Below are 17477 nucleotides of genomic sequence, written 5' to 3' on the forward strand. Positions count from 1 at the left end.
CCGAACGGATACGGCTTTTTGTCCGGCGAGAATGGTTTCCCCTGGTCGGGAAATGCCGGAAATCGATGGCATGGAACAAAGCGTTCTCGGGTATGGCCTCTTCCGGGAACAGGTTTTGTCGTGTTTACTCGACATCTCGGTGCGCAAAAAAAGCCTGCTTCATGCTGGCGGGTCATCACGTATATCGGCGGCTCCCAGATTTTATGAAGAGTAAACACTACTACTATTGACGAGTTTATAGCGTCGTTAATTAGTCGTCGCACGGGCATCCTGCCTGACATGACTGCCCGACGCCCTGAATCTGCTACCCGCTCCCCGGCGCCAATCACGGCGGCGCTTGGTCGGCGCATCAAGCAACGCCGGCACGAAGTTGATAAGTCGCAGGAAACGCTCGCTTTCGAGGCACTTGTCGATCGGACATACATCTCGGCCATCGAGCGAGGCATTGCCAATCCATCGATCGAGACGCTGGCAAACATCTGCCACGCGCTAGACATCACCCTCGCGGGGCTGTTCGAGCCGCTGAACGGGGTATCGCTCGCGCCGACCGGCGAGCGCCGGGCAAATGCGGCGACGCCGCCCGAAATCAAGCGCAGCCGGCTCCGATAGTGTGGGCTTCCAGCGGGCGGATTGACACCACGCCGCCCACGACAGCTTGCACGGTAACTTCGGCTGTGAGGTACGAGGCTTATGAGCATCGGTAGTCCTGCCCGAGCAGTTCGATTGTGGTGCTGGAGCGGTCCCATCCTGTGACCACGATCAGGCGAGAGTCATCGGGCAGGCGATAGATCGACAACAGGCGCAGGCCGACGGCGATCGACAGGTCGTTCTGGCGTTTGTCGTCGTCGGAGACGATGCCCCAGTCACCGGCGATGTGACGCAGCACGACGCTGATGACTGGTACGCCGTTCAGACGCAGGGTTTGGTGTGCCTCAGGCGTGATGAGAAGTCGCCCCGGACGGAACAGCGGTTTGAGACGCGTGGCGTGATCCATGGAATCTCCGGAAATAGGACGAGCACAGGCCTCCGGCGGAACCGGATGCGTGATCGCGGGATTTGAGAGAGGGGAACCGGGCGCGGGATGCGCCCGGCTTATGCCGTCGAGTCGATGACTAGCTTGCGCAGTGCGGCGGCCTTGGCCTGCGAGCAGCCGAGGTGTCGACGGATGCCTGAGACGGTTGGTTTCACGATGCCGGCCTCGATGTCGCGGCGTAATTTCGTGACTTCGGTTTCGGTTTCGGTTTCGGGTTCGGTGACGGTGGGTGTCGTGCCAGCCGTGCAGATCGTGATGGCAGGTGTATAGGCCGTGACCGCCGTTTCGGCTTTGTGACGATCCGTGACAGGCGAAGGGCCTTGCGGCAGCAGCGCAATCCACCAGAGCAGGCACGCCGTGCCTTCGAGCACAGCCGCGAACGCGAGACCAGCGAACAGGTCGAACCTCGCGTTCGCGACGCCACGGAGCACGGCAAGCCGCGCCGTGACTGGATCGTCACGGACGGAGTCACGGTGCGCGGCGTTACCGTCTTCGATGACCTGATACCGCCGCACATCGACCGCTTCGGCATCCAGCGCATCGAGCCGGGCAGTCAGCGAGGTTCGCCGTATCCGTAGCGCCGGACATCCACGGATGCAGTGCCGCGAATCAGCTACAGCCAGGTCGGCCGCAACCGATGCTCGATCCGCCATCACGGCAGTCAGTGCCCGGTGAGACGGAACGCTGACGACCGGCACGGCCGATACCCGGACTTCGCCCGCATGTGACTGCGACAGCAGGAAGAACGTCGCGTGCCCCCACGATGTTGCAGCCATGCAGCCGAGCCACAGCACGACGCCGATGCCGCGTACCGCGAGCGGCGCGGACCGGCATAGCGCGAGCAGCAGGTGAGCGCCGCTGACCAGCACGACACCGACCGCGACCCACACGAGCCGTTCCGACAACCACCCGCCGCGCTGCCAATCGGCCAGCACCGACATGCAGACTGCCGTGCCGGTTGCCGCGACGGCCAAAGCGAGTGCCGGGCGACGGATCATGCGGCCTTCCCGCCGAGCAGCGCGGCACGCTGATCCAGCCGGGCCTTCAAGCTGGGTGTGGCAGTTGCACGGGTGTCGTCGTGACCGGCACCGTGACCCTTGCCGTCACCGGACTGCGCTGGATAGAACTCGTCCGTGACTGCCGCGCCGTCCTCGATACTGTCCTCGAATGCGCCGTTAGCGAACCCGGCCCGTGCGGCGGCGTCGAGCGCAGCCTGATCGAACCCGGCCGCCCGGCGCCGCGCATCCAGCTCGCGTGCCTCGGTGATCGCCGCTTCGAGCGTGCTGCCCGGGCGCATACCGAGATCGACGTAGTAAATCGCCGAGCGATAGCTCTGTGTGGTGGACTTTCCGCGCAGCTTCAGTTCCTGCGGCAGACAGGCGAGCAGATTGCCCGATACCGCAGCGAAGTAGTGCAGTCGCGCGGCGAGCGTGCGGATCGAGTTGTACGACGTGGTGCGGAAGATGAACGAGCCCAGCTCGTCCCCATCTTCGCCCCCGATCAGCACGTTCAGCCGGCCGTAGGGCTTGCAGGCGCCGCTCCGGCCGAACGCGCAGCCGTCCGGCGACGGGCATGGCAGTTCCTCGATGCCGGCATCGCTCGCGCGGCGACAGGTCTCTCCGTTACCGACGCAGACAGGCCGCCCGGTCTCGCGGTCGAAGCACGAATACTCGGCGCGCAGGTTCAGGTCGGGGTCATTGAACAGGAACCGGACAGGGATCGAGCGCAGCTTGCCGGTAGTGGCCTTGCGCAGTGACTCGTTGAGCGGATGCAGCAGCCAGCCGTCGCGGTTCTGGATTTGGGTCGTGAGAGTGAACTGGTCGTCCTTCTCGGGCAGTCGTTTGCCGTTCTTCTCGACAACTCTCCCAATACTGATGCGCCCTATGACGGGCGGAGTGATGCTCAAGCCTTTCAACATGGAGTTCTCCTGTATACGTAAACAGAGGGGAAGTGAAGCAGGGGAGGGGGCAGCAGGAACAGTGGGGGCTCAGGTGTTCACCAGAAACCGGCGCGAGCCGAGTTTCGTAATGGCGTATCGCACGGCAAGCTCGGGGTGATCGGCCTGCAGTCGTTTCAGATCGATGCCGATGCCGTCCTTGCTGCGCTTGTACGAAACGGAACCCGTATCGAACTGCGCCTGACCGGCTTCGCCCATTGCCTGCTGGATCGTCTGCTTCAGCTTCGCTTCGATGGCTAGGCGGCCCTCAATTTCAGCGCGCACGGCGACCAGATCGGAGAACACGGACGACAGGTGGCGGTCGCCCGTGAAATCGACCGTGCCACCTCCGCCCGGATACAGGCAGCGCAACGCGCGATCGGCCGATTCCGAGCCGTCAGCGGCCGGCGGCGTATCGGTCTCGACGTGCCGCCAGAACGCGGCTTCGAGTTCGATCAAGCGGGCAATGAGTCCGTCGTCACGCTCGATTCGATGCACCTCGAGCTTCTGGCCGCAGATCAGCACGGCCACGTCGGCAGACGACTTGCCCGTGACCGCGAGCTGGTGCTGAACTTGCAACTGCGCGTACTCGGGCACACCGTCGCGCCACTGCCGTGCACCGAACTCGCCCGCCGTCTTGCATTCGAGCAGTTGCACATCGCGGTTGCCGACGACTTCCCGATCTACGTTAGCCAGCATGAACGGCACCGTTGGATGCTGGAGTACGGCATTGACCCGTCGCACGCGGTTGCCGGTCTGTTTCGTGTACGACGCGGCAACGATGGGTTCGAGCAGCGTGCCCCAGTACACCGGCTCTGTCGTATCAGCCGGATCGGGCTTTGGCAGGTTCGCATCGCGGCCGGTCTTGATCAGCCACAGTTCGAGCGGGCTCATGTACGGAGACAGACCCACGGCAGCCGCCGCGTCGGAGCCGCCGATCCCATGTTTCCTTACCGATAACCAGTCTTCGCGCGAGAGGGACTTCGTCTCGACAAGCCGTAGTGCAGGCTGATGCCGACTGCGCCCGGCCGATTCAGGCAAAACCATTTGCAACCTCCAGAAACAGGACGGCCCGGCGGGTAAGATCCCGGCGGGCCGTATGACGTCATGGACATGGATTCAGGCAACCAGCTTCATCGCCTCGTCCCACGCGCGCTGCTTGATCGCGGCACCGGCACCGAACCACGCGGCGTCGCGCCGGTGATCGTCACTGCGTGACCGACGCTGGTGATCCACGTACTCGGTGATCGAATTCACCAGACCCCATGCCGTGCTGGATGCGGAAGCCAGCGTGGCGCCCTTACCGCGACCGGCATACAGCGACTGCACTGCCCTGATCGCGCTGTCGTTGGTGGCCGGCATCGGTACGCCTGAACTGGCGGGGTACGTCAGCACGCGGCGGAAGAACGCCGCGGCAGCCGTGTCGTTTACCTTGCGGTCGGCCAGCGCCTTCATGCGCACCATGAACCCGTCCCACGACGAAATCGCGATGCCGAGTTGTCGCTTAACAGCCTGAGCGTCGAACTGTGAGCGGTGCGGCACCTTCACTGCGCCGGCCGAATCGCCAAGGGCGATCTGGAGTGTGTTATTGCACACGACGCGAACGGACGTGAACTGGGCGGTGGTCGCGAGCGTGCCGTCGCAGGCGGTGGCGAGCAGCAGGTAACCGTTCACCTCGTCGTGCCCCTTGAGCGAGACGGACTGGCCGGTACGGGCGAGCGCCCACAGCTTCCTGCCGTCCTTCAGCACTCCGGCCGTCTCCAGCTCGAAGCCGCCGACTTCGGTGAGGTCGCGATAGAACTCCAGGATTTCGCGCGGCTGCACGACCTGATAGCGCGACGACACGACGGACAGCGGAGCCTTCGTATCTGAGCGGTACAGTACGCGCTGTTCAGGAAACGCATGGATCGAGCCGATGTTGTTGGAAGATCCGCTGGTGCTGCCGGCGACAAATCGTACATCGGCGGATTCGATCGTCCAGTCCATGCCGGCCTGACGAGCCCAGACCTCGATGGGCTGCTTCGGGGAAAGCTGATTGCCGAGACCATGCCAGGGGGGGGCTCCTACGTACGCCATCGAATTAATCAAATGCACTTTGAACTCCTTGTGAGAAAGAAGGCATAAAGCCCGGCAAAGGCCGGGCTCTACAAAAGAAGATGAAAAGGAACAGATACGGAACAGAGGAGCCGTGTCGATCAGCTCGGGCGGACGGTGAAGGTGCGTCCGCAGGCGAGACACCGCCAGTTATTTAAGACCTTGTGATCGAGGGCTTCGCCGAAGGCCGCGCCGGTCGCGCACCCTGCGGCGCCGGCCATGAGGCCAGCGAGGACCGCACCCGCGATCCCTCCGCACACCGTGCCGATCGGACCGCCAAGCGTGCCGATGGCTGCACCGGTCTCGACGCCAGATAACACCGCCGCGGCGCCACTCGTTGCACCTGCGGCAGCACCGACGGTGCTACAAATGCGCCGAGCGACGTGGCGTTGCTCGGTGCGAAACGACTCGCATGACGGACAGGGCCAAATCAGATCGTCTTTGCCTGGGCGAAAGCGCGGCGATTCGCGGTCCTCCGCATGGTGAGGTGGTGGCAGACCGCGCAGATTGGGCGGCGATTCGTCGCCTTCCTCCTCCTCGTCGTACGGGAAAAGCAGGGGACGCTCACGCATGGATGGAGACCTCGCGCGTACGGGGATAGGCTTCACGCTGGACCTTGCCCACGTATTTGCAATGGCAAGCGGCAAGCAATGCGCCGCCGAGGAACGCGAGCGCGAAGGCGGCGAGAAATTCGAGAGGAGAGATGGGTAGCATCACCGGGCTCCTAGAAAGGATAGCGTCGGCACACCACTGTGCTGACGGAGCGGCAGCCATTGCCAGCTCACGGCGGTGATATAGGTTCGAAAAAAAATGGATTCGAGATAAAACTAGCCTAGGCCTGCAGATGAGGTCGAATGTCCGAAGAAGTACATTCCCAGACCTTTAGCGAACGAGACCGGCGACAAACACCAGCGCGACGTATTTCAGTTGACGAATTCCCGATTTTGCACAAAAATGCAGGTTGACGTTTTTCCGAATTTGCACAGTTATAAGGTGTCACACTAATGAATCTGCCGCATCCGGAAGTCTTTCATCCTGGTCTTCGTTCCGATCGTCTCGAAGTCGTCGCAGACATTCTGATCGCCGAACATTTCACGACGCTAACCGATCTGCAAAGCGAGTACGACGATGGGTATTCGCGTGGTACCACGCGATTCGCCCGTCAGAAAAATCGGCTTAAGTCCGTCGCGTTGTCGGGCCAACATGAGTGGCTTCAGTTGCGTCACGCAGGGAATGACCTCGTCTTTACGATTGACGGCATACCGTGCCGCTTCGCTGCTGATGATCCGGAAAAGCCGACCAAGCCAGCGGTGCTCGAAGCGACGCCAGTCCAGCAGTCGTTCTTTGACGAAGTCGAGGACGGTGTACCTTGCAAATTCTGCTTCATCCTTGATGGTGGATACGCTGACGCCGATGATCCCCGCGTGGTGCTTGTCGGTGAGGACGTAACGGGTACCGTGAAATGCAAGTGGGTGTCTGGCGGCATAAAGGCGCTTCACATGGTTTCCGCCCATACCCCACCGGCGAAAGATGTTGGGAAAGCTCCTGTTGGTCCCAAGCGGACTGAATCTGATGATGTTGCAAATCCTGAATCCCAATGATTTTTATCGGTTCAAACCTGCGGACTGCGCGGTTGTTTCACGGCCTTTCCCAGCAGGATTTAGGCGACCAAATCGGTTGCTCGAAGCAGTTTCTTAGTCGCATCGAGTCTGGTGTCGACGTCCCGACTTCCGCGCTCGTTTCTAGGCTTTGCGACACGCTTGCGGTTTTGCCGGAGTACTTTGTCGAGCCGGACCCGATGCCGATCGCAGATGAGCAATGCCACTTCAGAAAGCAACTAACGACCAAAGCCGTGCTTCACCAGATTGCGCGCGCGCGGGGAGAATTCTTGAAGCGCATGGTCAACGTCATGGACGAGCACTTGGATCTGCCCAGATATGGCTTTGAGGAGGGGGATGTCAGCACTGCCGAAGCTATCGAGCAAGCGGCGGAGCGCGCTCGGGAGCACTGGGAGCTGGGCCTCGGCCCCATTCAGAACATGGCGCGCATCGCGGAAAATGCAGGCGCCGTCGTGATGCCGATAAATGGCTTGGCCCCTGAAATTGATGCGATATCGTTTGCGACGCGACGCCCGGTCATCGCGATGAACGCGGATAGTCATTCGGCATGTCGTGCGCGCTTTGGCATCGCGCACGAGATAGGCCACTTCTGCTTGCATATCGGCGTGCAGACTGGGGACAAGGTTACGGAATCTCAGGCAAATCGGTTTGCGAGTTCCTTCCTGATGCCGCGTCGATATTTCGCTGCAGAGTGCAGAGCGGCATTGCGCGGAACACGACTAAATTGGTCGGCACTGGTAGAAATCAAGCGACGTTGGGGCGTGTCAAAGGCTGCTACTCTCTATCGCGGGCGTCAGTTGGGCGTTTTTTCAGAGGAGCAGTACCGCAGTGGCGTGATTGGCCTGACTCGGCGTGGCGAGGCGCGGGGAGAGGTTGAGGACGACGAGATTCCATTCGAAGTACCTGAACTGATCGCAGACAGTATGCAGGTGCTGCGCGAAGCATTTGGCATTTCCCGTGCCTCCTTGGCCGCGGAGATGAGGGTGAAAACTTCGCTGCTGGACGAGTTGCTCGCCGCACACTTTGGTCGCGGTGCTCTCTCTAGCAAGCCCGATAACGTTTACTCAATGTCCACGGGGCGGCGCGCACGAAGCAGTGGCATTGGCTCGAACGGCAAGTAAGATTAATAACGGCGCCGCATTTTTCTTCCGGGAGAATGCGGGCGCATTGTTGCGACCGCGGTGGTCGCTGAAGGTCGATCCATCGTGCTAATCGAACCATAAGGCGCTCCATCGGGCGAGGGTGCAGAGTCATGTTTATTGAACGGCTCATTCTCACTAACTTCCGTTGCTTTGGCCCAGCGCCGACAACTATTGACCTATTGCCAGGGCTCACAGCGTTCGTCGGCGCGAATGGCTCGGGCAAAACTGCGGTGATGCAAGCGCTACAGCGTCTGTTCGGTATCACAGCCGAACAACGCCGCATTCGCCGTCAGGACTTTCATGTGTCCGCGGCGGAGGACGTCACGCCGCAACAGCGTCGCTTTGTGCTTGAGGTAATTCTCGCGTTTCCAGAGCTGGATACGCCGGTTGCGGGTGGAATCGCCATCCCTGAATTTTTTCAGCAAATGGCAGCCGACGAGGCCGGGCGGTTGAAGTGTCGTCTGCGATTTGAGGCGACTTGGACGGATGACGGTTCGCTCGAAGGTACGATCGAGCAAAAGTATTGGGCTGTACGCGCGTTCGGGGTTTTTGCAGAGGCTGATTGCATCGAGCTCAAAGCCGTTGATCGCGCGCGTATCCAGATGATCTACGTACCCGCGTCGCGCGATGGTGCCTCGCAGGTCACTGCTTTTCTCCGTGGTCGACTCTGGCGCGCAATCAATTGGTCTCAAGGTGTACGCGACACCTTTTCAAATGCCGGCTCAACACTTAACAACGCTTTCGCGGGTGAAGCAGCTGTCGATGTGGTCGCGGCGGCTGTACAGCGACGTTGGCAAGAAGTCCACTCAGCTGGTACCGATTCCGTGCCACTGTTTCGGCCCGTAGATCTGCGCTTCCAGGAATTTATCCGAAAGGTCGAAGTTGTTTTTCGTCCAGATGAGGCCGGTCGAGAACGTGCACTTGACGACCTTAGCGACGGTCAGCGGTCCTTGTTTCATCTTGCGATGACCGCTGCGACACTGGACGTTGAAAGCAGTGTTGCCGCCGATCCAGTCGCCGCAGGATTTCAGGTCGGCGGAGTCCCGCTGCCCGCGCTCACACTTATTGCTGTTGAAGAGCCGGAGAACAATCTCGCGCCTTTTTATCTCTCCCGCATAGTGCGTCAGATTGAAGATCTGACGAGGGGCCCGCGCGCCCAGGCGTTGGTCTCAAGCCACTCTCCCAGCATACTTTCGCGGGTTGATCCGAGTCAGGTGCGGCATTTCCGGCTCAATCTGGCGGACCGTAGTGCCCGCGTTCGGGCAATACAATTGCCCGAGGGGCAGGAGGATGCGTCGAAGTTCATCCGCGAGGCCGTGCATGCCTACCCGGAACTCTATTTCGCGCGCTTTGCGGTTCTCGGCGAGGGCGCATCCGAAGAAGTGGTGCTCCCGCGCCTCGGCGAGGCGATGGGTTTCGATATCGATCGCTCTTTCGTTGCGGTCGTTCCGCTCGGCGGACGTCACGTTAATCATCTTTGGCGTCTGCTCAGTGGTCTCGACATTCCCTACGCAACCCTGCTTGACCTCGATTGGGGACGCGACGGCGGCGGTTGGGGGCGCATCAAAACGGCATGTACACAACTTATAGAGATCGGCGTTGCCCCTCAGGCAATATTTGGGCAGCATCTCGATCCAGCCGGACCAGTCGCCAATCTGGCCGCATTCGATGGCTTTCCGGCTGAGAACACGCGCGATATGACGAACTGGATCAACTGGCTACGCCAATTCCACATCTTCTTCTGCACGCCGCTCGATCTTGATTACTCGTTGTTGAGCGCCTTTCCAGCTGCTTACCAAATGATCGAGCCTGGACGGCAAGGTCCTTCGCTAGTAGGTGATCCACGAACGGCGGTCTTGGGCGAAGGCGGGCGCGGCGCTCTCTATGGTGCCGATCAAGATGCGCTGTTGCGCTGGTATCGCTATCTCTTCCTCGGGCGTGGCAAACCCAGCACACATGTTCGGGTCCTCAGCGGGTTGACGAACGAGGCTTTGGTGGCTGGAGTGCCTGAAGAACTACGGGTGCTTCTCACTTCCATCGCAGCACGCTTGGAAAGGGCGCGTTGACCTATGCCGCTCGTCCGCCCTGAAGACTGGCGACCGCGGGGAGTTTCGGATCTTGAGCCCGACGCCTGGCGCGCACTCCAACAGGCGGGTTCGACCTGTGTCGTCGCAGGGCCGGGTGCGGGCAAGACAGAATTTTTGGCTCAACGCGCCGTCTACTTGCTCGAAACCGGGCTTTGTCCAGCACCGTACCGAATACTCGCGATCTCTTTCAAGAGCGATGCCGCGGACAATCTTGCCGCGCGCGTCCGCAAGCGCTGCCCGCCCGACCTCGCAAGTCGCTTTACCTCACTTACGTTCGATGCATTTACGAAGGGTTTGGTCGATCGCTTCCAGAATGCGATTCCTGAGCCTTGGCGTCCGACGCGCCCGTATGACGTTGCTTTCCCGACTCGCCGTCAGGTTGATGGATTTCTAGACATCACGCGTCGGCACGCGCCAGCGCATTGGCGCGCAACGATCGCAGGCTATTTGGCAAGCACGTTTGAATCACATCTTGTTGGGGCGTACCGGCTTCCGCTGGAACGGCTAGCCCCTCGTTCGGCTGAAGAATTTGCGATCAACGGCTGGTGGACAGGGCAACTTGGTGCACGGCCGATGTCGGCTATTACCTTCGTCAGCCTCAACCGGCTCGCCGAGTTACTAATGCGTGCCGGTCCGCACATAAGACGTGCACTGCACTTGACGTATCCCTTCGTGTTCGTCGACGAGTTTCAGGACACGACTTATGCACAGTACGATTTCTTGTTGTCAGCGTTTGGCGGTGCCGGGATCTCAGTGACGGCAGTCGGGGACGACAAGCAACGCATCATGGTTTGGGCGGGCGCTCGGACCGATGCGTTTGAACGTTTCGCCGCAGACTTTCGTGCTGTTCGTATCCCGCTGCTGTTTAACTTCCGATCTTCGCCCGATCTTGTCCGCATACAGCACGTCGTTGCTCGGGCGCTGGATCGGAATGCGCCGCAGACGATGGCTCAGGCTGCGCGACAGGTCGACGGCGATGTCGCGCAAGTTTGGAACAGTCGAACCAAAGACCAAGAGGCTGAATATCTCGCGCGGTGGCTGGTGAATGACATGGCGGTTCGAGGCCGAGTCCCGCGCGACTATGTAATCCTCGTCAAACAAAAGTCAGATGACGTCGAGGCCGAACTGGCTCCGGTACTCGCACAAGTTGGATTGAGGCTTCGGAACGAAAGCCACACAATCGGGCGCACGACTCTCCAAGACTTGCTGTCGGACGAATTTGCAAGGATTGCGCTTGCGCTAATTCGGCTCGGAGCAAGTCGCAGGGCGCCTACCGCTTGGCAGATAAGCTCCGCTGCGCTTTTAACCCTGCGCGCAGTTGCGCCCGGAGACGATCTCGCAGAAGCACGAACTGAGACGGAGCTCGCTACATTTGCCGATGCTCTTCGCGCAGATATGGCGAACAGTGCGCCATCTCGAGCCAACGCCGTCGACTTCGCGAATCGTGTGCTGACATTCCTGGATTTGGCCGCTGTCGCACGTGCATACGCCGAATATGCATCTGGAAATCTGCTTGCAATCATGGTGGAAGCCTTTAGCCAGCACCTTGTCGCATCTGCTGACGGTGCTGCGGACTGGTCGGCTTGTGCCGATGCCTTCGAGGGAGTGGGGCAGATTCCGTTAATGACAGTGCATAAAAGCAAGGGCCTTGAGTACGACACGATCATATTTGTCGGCCTCGACGACCAGGCGTGGTGGTCGCACACACCGGGCAATCCAGAAGGACTGGCGACCTTCTTTGTCGCACTCTCACGCGCGAAGCAGCGTGCAATTTTTGCCTTTTGTCAGGAACGAGGTCAGCGTCGCCGCGTGGCTGAGTTGTTCCAGCTTCTAACCGACGCGGGGGTGCCTGAAATCGCAGTCTAGCCGTAACCTATCCGACTGAGAAAACCGTTTAGCTGGCTCGGCTCAGGTGAAGGGGATTGGATGGACTGCGGTTCTAGGCGGCTTACGCCTCAGCCTCGTTCATTCACGGTTAATTTCCGTGGCAATGTTTAAACTTCTTCCCCGAGCCGCAGTAGCAGCGTTCGTTGCGTCCAATTTTCCGTGCTGGTGCTGGAAATGTCCACTGCATAGGCGGCGCGACTTGGCGTAGCCTGGCGATTAGGCGTCTCTGGTTGGCGAGTTCAGCTTGCCCCTCAAAACTGAGCCCAGCCTCGTAAGGCGCGAGCTTTGCCATCTCAGCGGCGGCTTGATCATGATCGCCGCAATATGCCAGCACGACGGCGTACTGGCTTCGCACGGGGACCATGTGCGAGACCAATTTTCGTCCAACCACCGTCGGAAGTAAGTTTCGCTCGAAAACCTCTCGGGCTCCAATGTAGTCGCTCCGGGCCACAAACTCATCGACAAGATCTTGCCCGACGCGCACAAACGAATCGAGTGCGTTAGCCATGGAATAGAACTTCATCGCATGGATACGGGCGAACGGCGCGAGCCGATCCATCTTGTTCAGAGCATGCGCTTGCAGATCAAGGCAATCGGCAAGGTGCTTGAGATCATCGGTGTGGTCAGCGTCCTTCTTTAACAGCGGAAAAATCTCGTCTGGATTGCGCCTCATTACATTCCCGGGCTCGAGGCCCAGCACATCGTAATATTCGGCGATCAGCTTCTCGGTAATCTGCGCACACGCGTCGTACTCTCTGAGGTCATAGAGTGCGTGAGCTGTGTTGTACCGGAAGACTCTGACATGTGCCGGCTTCTCCGGCATCAGCGTGGACACCCGTTCGAGCTCGTCGAATACTCGCCCCACGTCACCCAGACGCGCGGCGATATTCATGTTTTTCATCGCTACAGTAAGGCGGTCCTCGTCGTCGAGACCGTGCTGGCTTATTAGACGCTCCATCGCCGCGAGGCGCTCCATCGCCTTCGGGATGTCCTTCCGTTTGAAGTCACCGAATGCCAAGCCGTCGAGGGCTGCGAAGCGCTGCTTCGGATCGATTGAGTCCGAGGCGGCGGCCTTCTCGAGCATGCCGGAGATTTGTTCGATCAACCCCATCTCGTGAAAAATTTCGTCGGTTGCGAATTCGACGAGTGTTTTCACGTCACCAAGATCCGCGAGAATCCGCAAATACAGCGAAAGCTTGGCCAGATCCTTCTGTCGCAGAATAGAGGCAAGGAGCACATCTTTGAGCGCGGATTGTGCTGCGCGCTGGATTCGTTGGCCGAGCCCTTCAAGGTGTACCCTCCCCAGTACCCGTATCGCGTCGTGGACTTTCAGGCGGTCGCCGCCAAAGAGTTCAATTGCGCCGGTAGGCCGAAGGTCCCGAACTACCTTGGCGAACCCGCGCCGATCAAGGCTGATGGCTCGTTCGAGGAACTGCTCAGCCTCAGCGCGTTCCAGAGGAATGTCCGCCAGGCAAAGAATCGCCAATGTATCTCGGCTCTCGGGAGCGAGACCGCCGAAAACTCGCGCCAAAATGATCTCCTGCGCGGTCGGTGTGTCATGGGTCTGCGTTTCAAGGTCGTCGCAAAAGTGCTTGAGTTCTCCACCGTATTGGGTAGCGGTGATCTGCGCAGCGTTCTGTACGTAGAGCGGCAGCCCTGCGGTCAAGACGTGCAGCCGCTCGCATGTTGCGTAGTCCGCGCGGCAACCTTGAACTGCAGCCTCCGCAGCAATTGTGTCTGTCGTCCAGCCGTACAAGGGCTCAGGTGTGATGGCAAGAGTCGCTTGCAGTTCTTGCACTGTTGCACCGGGCTGCGCCAGCAATATGAAATGCGCCTGCGGGATCTGCTGGACGAGGGCGCGTAGGCTTTCTGCTGGGATTCGATGTGCATTGTCAATGACAACAGTCGCATCGATCTTATCCGCCTGAAGACGAAGCCCGATAGCGCGCAGCATCTCGGTACCGGAGGCGCCTGGCAGCAAAATTCGACCGAGCGCCCCACCACTTTTGCCAAAGAAGCGCCCCGCGAGTTCGCGAGCGAGTGGTATGGCGACAGCGGGCCCGGGTGTGTCGCCCACGTCGAAATAAACGAGCGCGGCGGAACTGTGAAGTGCCGTCTGCGCAGCCCACATGGTTTTTCCGGAACCAGAAAAGCCCATGATGACCCGCACGCGTGCATCGGATGCAAGCGTGGGCTCTGCCTCCTGCGACCGATAGTGAGGGGGCGGAGCCGGAAAATCCTGAAGCTGTATGGCCAGTTGTTCAAAGAGGTCCGGTAGTTCCCTGGCCTGAAAAGTATGGTCGACTCGCGGCGGCATCCCTGCCGCAGCTGCCATCGCCAGTCCCGCCAATTTCCAAACGAGGGTTTCCGGAGTAAGCGAGCCGAACGGCAGCGTTGCTGCTATTGTGGTGCAAGCCGTGAGGCCCTCGGGTACGTCAATCCACGGCGTAGGGAGGGTGCTATCCGTTGGCGCACTTCCTGGCCAATGGATCGTTGTATCAACTGGCCAATTTTCACTTTTAATACGCTCGGCCAGCTTAGGGCCGGGTTGAACATTGGCAACGATTACGAACGACGCCCCGCCCGTCCGTCTACCGCTCTCGTGTTCTTGTCGGAGTTGCGTAAATCGTTGGATGGCCCCCGTGATGTCGCCGTCCGTCAGCGGGTCTGAGCGGGTTTTCACCTGCACGTAGATGTGTCGGTCGGGAAGAACAATTTCGATATCTTCGTCGGCTTCGACGATAACAGCAGAGGAGCCCGAGCCCGAAGCTAACAATAGACAGCCAGCTGCGTAGAGGTGTTGATAGAGAAATCCTCGGTGGACCGCTTCGATCCGTTTGAGTTGGACCGAATCTAAGACGATGGGCTGACTAGTCATACGAGCGTCATGTAGGTAAGGTTGTCTCGATTTTTCGCCTTCCGGAGGCGCGTATTCATGTGGTCATATTCTTCGAACATCTCTTCCGTCCTTGCTTTGGGGCGAGTTTATATGCGGCGTGCTGGAAGGCGAATTTCTAGGGGACGCTCAAGAACCTATAACCATCGCCAGTGTTTCTGACGATACCGAGTATTAAAGGCACCGCGTGCTGCCGTAACCCATGCCGCGCGTCGATGCAACGGGCGGTAGGCCTTATCGCTTGCGGCAGACGTTCGATGTCCATCTTGAGGACGGCCCGCGGCGAAATTCATGTCGTAGGAGGAGGCGTGGGTGGCGCTTGAATGTCGCGGCGCTGCGCGTCGCGACGAGGCGTTGCAGTCGACCTCGCCGATCCCGCCGCGTTGCGGGCCGGCTTGTAGTTTGCGGTTTTCAGGAAGTCGGGATCAATGTCAATGCGCGCGAGGGCAACTCGGAAGCCAAGGCCGTTCAAGCCGATGATTGCATTCTTGAGGGTGATTTTTGAAAAGAACGGCAGGTCCTTCGGAAGCTCCTTTGTAGTCGCGATGGCGTAGACGATCCGATAGTTCTCGGCCTTCGGACGCGCGAGAGGGTCCCCGAGCTTGATACTGGCGGGGAGCTTTTCATTGAGCTTGACCCGAAACTCTTCATGGCGCATGAACGTCTCCGCCGAAACGCTGCCCTGGGCGAAGAGGTGACTGAGCGTCGCAGAACTCCGGTATAGCTTTACGTGGATTAGGTCGCTTCCATCGCGCACGAGATCGCAGAATTCAATCTTGTCATAGGCGTTGCCGAAAGAGATGTTTTTCTTGTCCAGCAGGCCATATCCAGCATTCCCTTTTGCGACGCTCTCGTTGTATAAGCCCTCGTTGGCATGTTGGTAAACGGGCATCTTCGCCGGCTCGGCGTCGAGCCGCTTGAAGTAGGCGTCGATTTCGTCGACGAACTTCCCGCTGACTTCGTACCACAGGCCATTGCGCAGAATGAACGTCTCCTTACCTATCGGAAGCTCCGCATATAGGCACCGGTAGGCAGTCCAGCTCTTGATCGACTGGTAATTCGCGTCGTTCACGTGTACCGAGATGGACCGCAGTAGCGTCGCGCTTGGTTTTTCTCCGTGCTCGGCGATGTAATCGAGTAGCTGGTCGATTTGCAGCGTACGGTGGCGCGCCGTCCTCGACCGCTGGTCGAACGAGTAGCCAGTCTGCGTTTCCCAGTCCACGATCTCCGGCTCCCCTAGCCAAAGGTTTTCAGGCCGGGGATCTGATCGCAAGGCGTCGGTGAGCGCGTCGTCGAGACATTCGATCATCGTCGAATCGCGGACTCGATGGACGTTGTCGATCCAGACGAATCGCTCGGGCAGAGGCTTGTTCCGGCGGGCGAGCGCCTCGGCCAGAATTTTTGGGAGGTCGTCGAGAGTCGCTGGTGGGTTGATTGTCAACGCGTCGCGGCCGCTGATGTGTTCGCCGAAGATTGCGACCTCTGATGTTCCGGTGACTGCGTGAATCATGTCGAGCTCTGGGTCGATATTCAAATCGAATATGTCGGCGTCTCGCGCGCTCTGGCTCCGTATGTGTAACGGATTGACTTCGTGGCTCGCTTTGTCGAGGCTGCGCAGCTTTAGGGGGGCGATTGAATTGAGCGTTACGCGCAATCCGAAGTCGCGCTCGACCAGGTCCAGATTTATGAGGTGGTGTCCCATCCCGAACGACAGCGCGAAAAGCGCGCCGGCATGCTGGACTAGCAGGACAGCCCCCTCGGACCGGGTACCTTCGAAAAGGTCGGGCGGCACGTCTTGGTTGAGAACGAGAAATGGAGCCCAATCGGGCAATTTCGGGCGCGAACTTTTCTTGGCGTAAAGGCGAGCAACTCCTTCGCTGATTTTCAGATCGTACGGCGACTTCGCACGATCGGTTTTGACGATCTGCTCATCTGTCAGCTTCGCATCCTTGACGAGATATATCGTGAGGTGTTCCCGTCTGGTTTGATGCTCTCTCATCATCGCCCCCGCAAGCATTTTCTTTTTCCCAGCATCACGCCGAGCGGGCGCGATACGGAGTTTCGAAACAGTGCTCCGAATCAGGGGGAATCGTCAACAAGTTGCGCGCATTGTGCGCCAATACGTTCCGCGATATGCCGCCGCCATGCCGTTACGCTGCGGGTTGCAGACCTATGCGAGTTCGCCCGTCCAGCGCCGTCCGGTACGCTAGAATGATGTCCAGTCGCCAGATGTTGACGTCAGCTACGCACGTTTCCGTTAGCGAGCGTTGAAGTCAGGCGGGCAACCGAACCAAAGTGTTCCCGAGAATTGGGGGCACATTTGGGGGCACGTAGAAATCGGCGAATTACCGGAAGCATTGTGTGGCGAGGTTGTGCTGGAAGAATTCAATTCCTGCAGCCGGCACCAAATGCACCGAAAAGGGTTATCGCTCCATGAGCGGTAACCCTTTTTCGTTTTGTGCGCGGATCACGCCGCTCGTTATCGCTTCCGGTCGCGGCTTTCTATCAACGCGATCTCTTCTCGCCCCACCCCATACGCGGCATAAAGGGCAAAGTCGATCTTCCGCGCAAGCGCCTCGCATTGCGCCTGCGCTTCACTGCCCGATTGCTTCAACGGCAGCAACGCGTCCACCTTGCGCACGATCTCCGCGCGCACGCCAGCGTGCATATTCCACGCGTACTCGAGCGCGAATTCCACGGCGACCCGAGCACCGATTCCACGATGACCCGAGCGCGAATTCCACGCACACCCGAGCGCGAATTCCACGCGTAAGCGAGCAGTA

General features: G+C 59.6%; 15 protein-coding genes. 5 read left to right on the forward strand and 10 right to left on the reverse strand.

Annotated elements, in window-relative coordinates:
- The first annotated feature begins 267 nt into the window (after positions 1-267).
- Positions 268-609 (forward strand): helix-turn-helix transcriptional regulator, encoded by a 342-nt coding sequence (locus L5014_RS24500; RefSeq protein ID WP_238466442.1) that lies wholly within the window; start codon positions 268-270, stop codon positions 607-609.
- A gap of 79 nt (positions 610-688) precedes the next feature.
- Here the strand turns inward: L5014_RS24500 and L5014_RS24505 are convergent, their stop codons facing one another.
- The 7 genes from L5014_RS24505 to L5014_RS24535 form a co-directional block, all read right to left on the reverse strand.
- Positions 689-994 carry a hypothetical protein gene (locus L5014_RS24505; protein ID WP_238466410.1) on the reverse strand — a complete coding sequence of 102 codons (306 nt, stop codon included), beginning with the start codon at positions 992-994 and terminating at the stop codon, positions 689-691.
- A gap of 98 nt (positions 995-1092) precedes the next feature.
- Positions 1093-2031 carry a hypothetical protein gene (locus L5014_RS24510; protein WP_238466411.1) on the reverse strand — a complete coding sequence of 313 codons (939 nt, stop codon included), beginning with the start codon at positions 2029-2031 and terminating at the stop codon, positions 1093-1095.
- Positions 2028-2951 carry a recombination directionality factor gene (locus L5014_RS24515; protein ID WP_238466413.1) on the reverse strand — a complete coding sequence of 308 codons (924 nt, stop codon included), beginning with the start codon at positions 2949-2951 and terminating at the stop codon, positions 2028-2030. The genes L5014_RS24510 and L5014_RS24515 overlap by 4 nt, the downstream gene beginning before the upstream one ends.
- 69 nt (positions 2952-3020) lie before the next feature.
- The gene (locus tag L5014_RS24520; protein ID WP_238466415.1) at positions 3021-4016 is read right to left on the reverse strand and encodes a YqaJ viral recombinase family nuclease; all 996 of its coding nucleotides are present in this window, start codon (positions 4014-4016) and stop codon (positions 3021-3023) included.
- 72 nt (positions 4017-4088) lie between these two features.
- Positions 4089-5063 carry a DUF932 domain-containing protein gene (locus L5014_RS24525; RefSeq protein ID WP_238466417.1) on the reverse strand — a complete coding sequence of 325 codons (975 nt, stop codon included), beginning with the start codon at positions 5061-5063 and terminating at the stop codon, positions 4089-4091.
- A gap of 101 nt (positions 5064-5164) precedes the next feature.
- Entirely contained in the window at positions 5165-5635 is a 471-nt protein-coding gene (locus L5014_RS24530) for a hypothetical protein (protein ID WP_238466419.1), read from the reverse strand.
- Positions 5628-5777, reverse strand: a complete 150-nt coding sequence (locus L5014_RS24535) for a hypothetical protein (protein ID WP_238466421.1) — start codon at positions 5775-5777, stop codon at positions 5628-5630. The genes L5014_RS24530 and L5014_RS24535 overlap by 8 nt, the downstream gene beginning before the upstream one ends.
- A gap of 290 nt (positions 5778-6067) precedes the next feature.
- Between L5014_RS24535 and L5014_RS24540 the strand changes: the two genes are divergently transcribed.
- From L5014_RS24540 to L5014_RS24555, 4 genes are all read left to right on the forward strand, one after another.
- Complete coding sequence (locus L5014_RS24540; RefSeq protein WP_238466423.1) at positions 6068-6664, forward strand: hypothetical protein; 597 nt, start codon at positions 6068-6070, stop codon at positions 6662-6664.
- Positions 6661-7803 (forward strand): helix-turn-helix domain-containing protein, encoded by a 1143-nt coding sequence (locus tag L5014_RS24545; protein WP_238466425.1) that lies wholly within the window; start codon positions 6661-6663, stop codon positions 7801-7803. Before L5014_RS24540 ends, L5014_RS24545 begins: the two co-directional genes overlap by 4 nt.
- A 131-nt stretch (positions 7804-7934) precedes the next feature.
- Complete coding sequence (locus tag L5014_RS24550; protein ID WP_238466427.1) at positions 7935-9890, forward strand: ATP-dependent nuclease; 1956 nt, start codon at positions 7935-7937, stop codon at positions 9888-9890.
- Positions 9891-9893: 3 nt separating this feature from the next.
- Positions 9894-11777 (forward strand): UvrD-helicase domain-containing protein, encoded by a 1884-nt coding sequence (locus L5014_RS24555; RefSeq protein WP_238466429.1) that lies wholly within the window; start codon positions 9894-9896, stop codon positions 11775-11777.
- Positions 11778-11886: 109 nt separating this feature from the next.
- Here L5014_RS24555 and L5014_RS24560 read toward each other — a convergent pair whose 3' ends face one another.
- From L5014_RS24560 to L5014_RS24570, 3 genes are all read right to left on the reverse strand, one after another.
- Positions 11887-14676, reverse strand: a complete 2790-nt coding sequence (locus L5014_RS24560) for a dsDNA nuclease domain-containing protein (protein ID WP_238466431.1) — start codon at positions 14674-14676, stop codon at positions 11887-11889.
- Between the two features lie 307 nt (positions 14677-14983).
- On the reverse strand, positions 14984-16711 hold the full coding sequence (locus tag L5014_RS24565; protein WP_238466433.1) for a TIGR04141 family sporadically distributed protein: 1728 nt from the start codon (positions 16709-16711) through the stop codon (positions 14984-14986).
- Between the two features lie 462 nt (positions 16712-17173).
- Positions 17174-17477, reverse strand: a 304-nt coding sequence (locus L5014_RS24570; RefSeq protein ID WP_238466435.1) for a hypothetical protein, incomplete at its 5' end; no start/stop codon positions are given.

The organism is Paraburkholderia tagetis (assembly GCF_022213065.1).
GTDB classification, from domain to species: Bacteria; Pseudomonadota; Gammaproteobacteria; order Burkholderiales; family Burkholderiaceae; genus Paraburkholderia; species Paraburkholderia tagetis.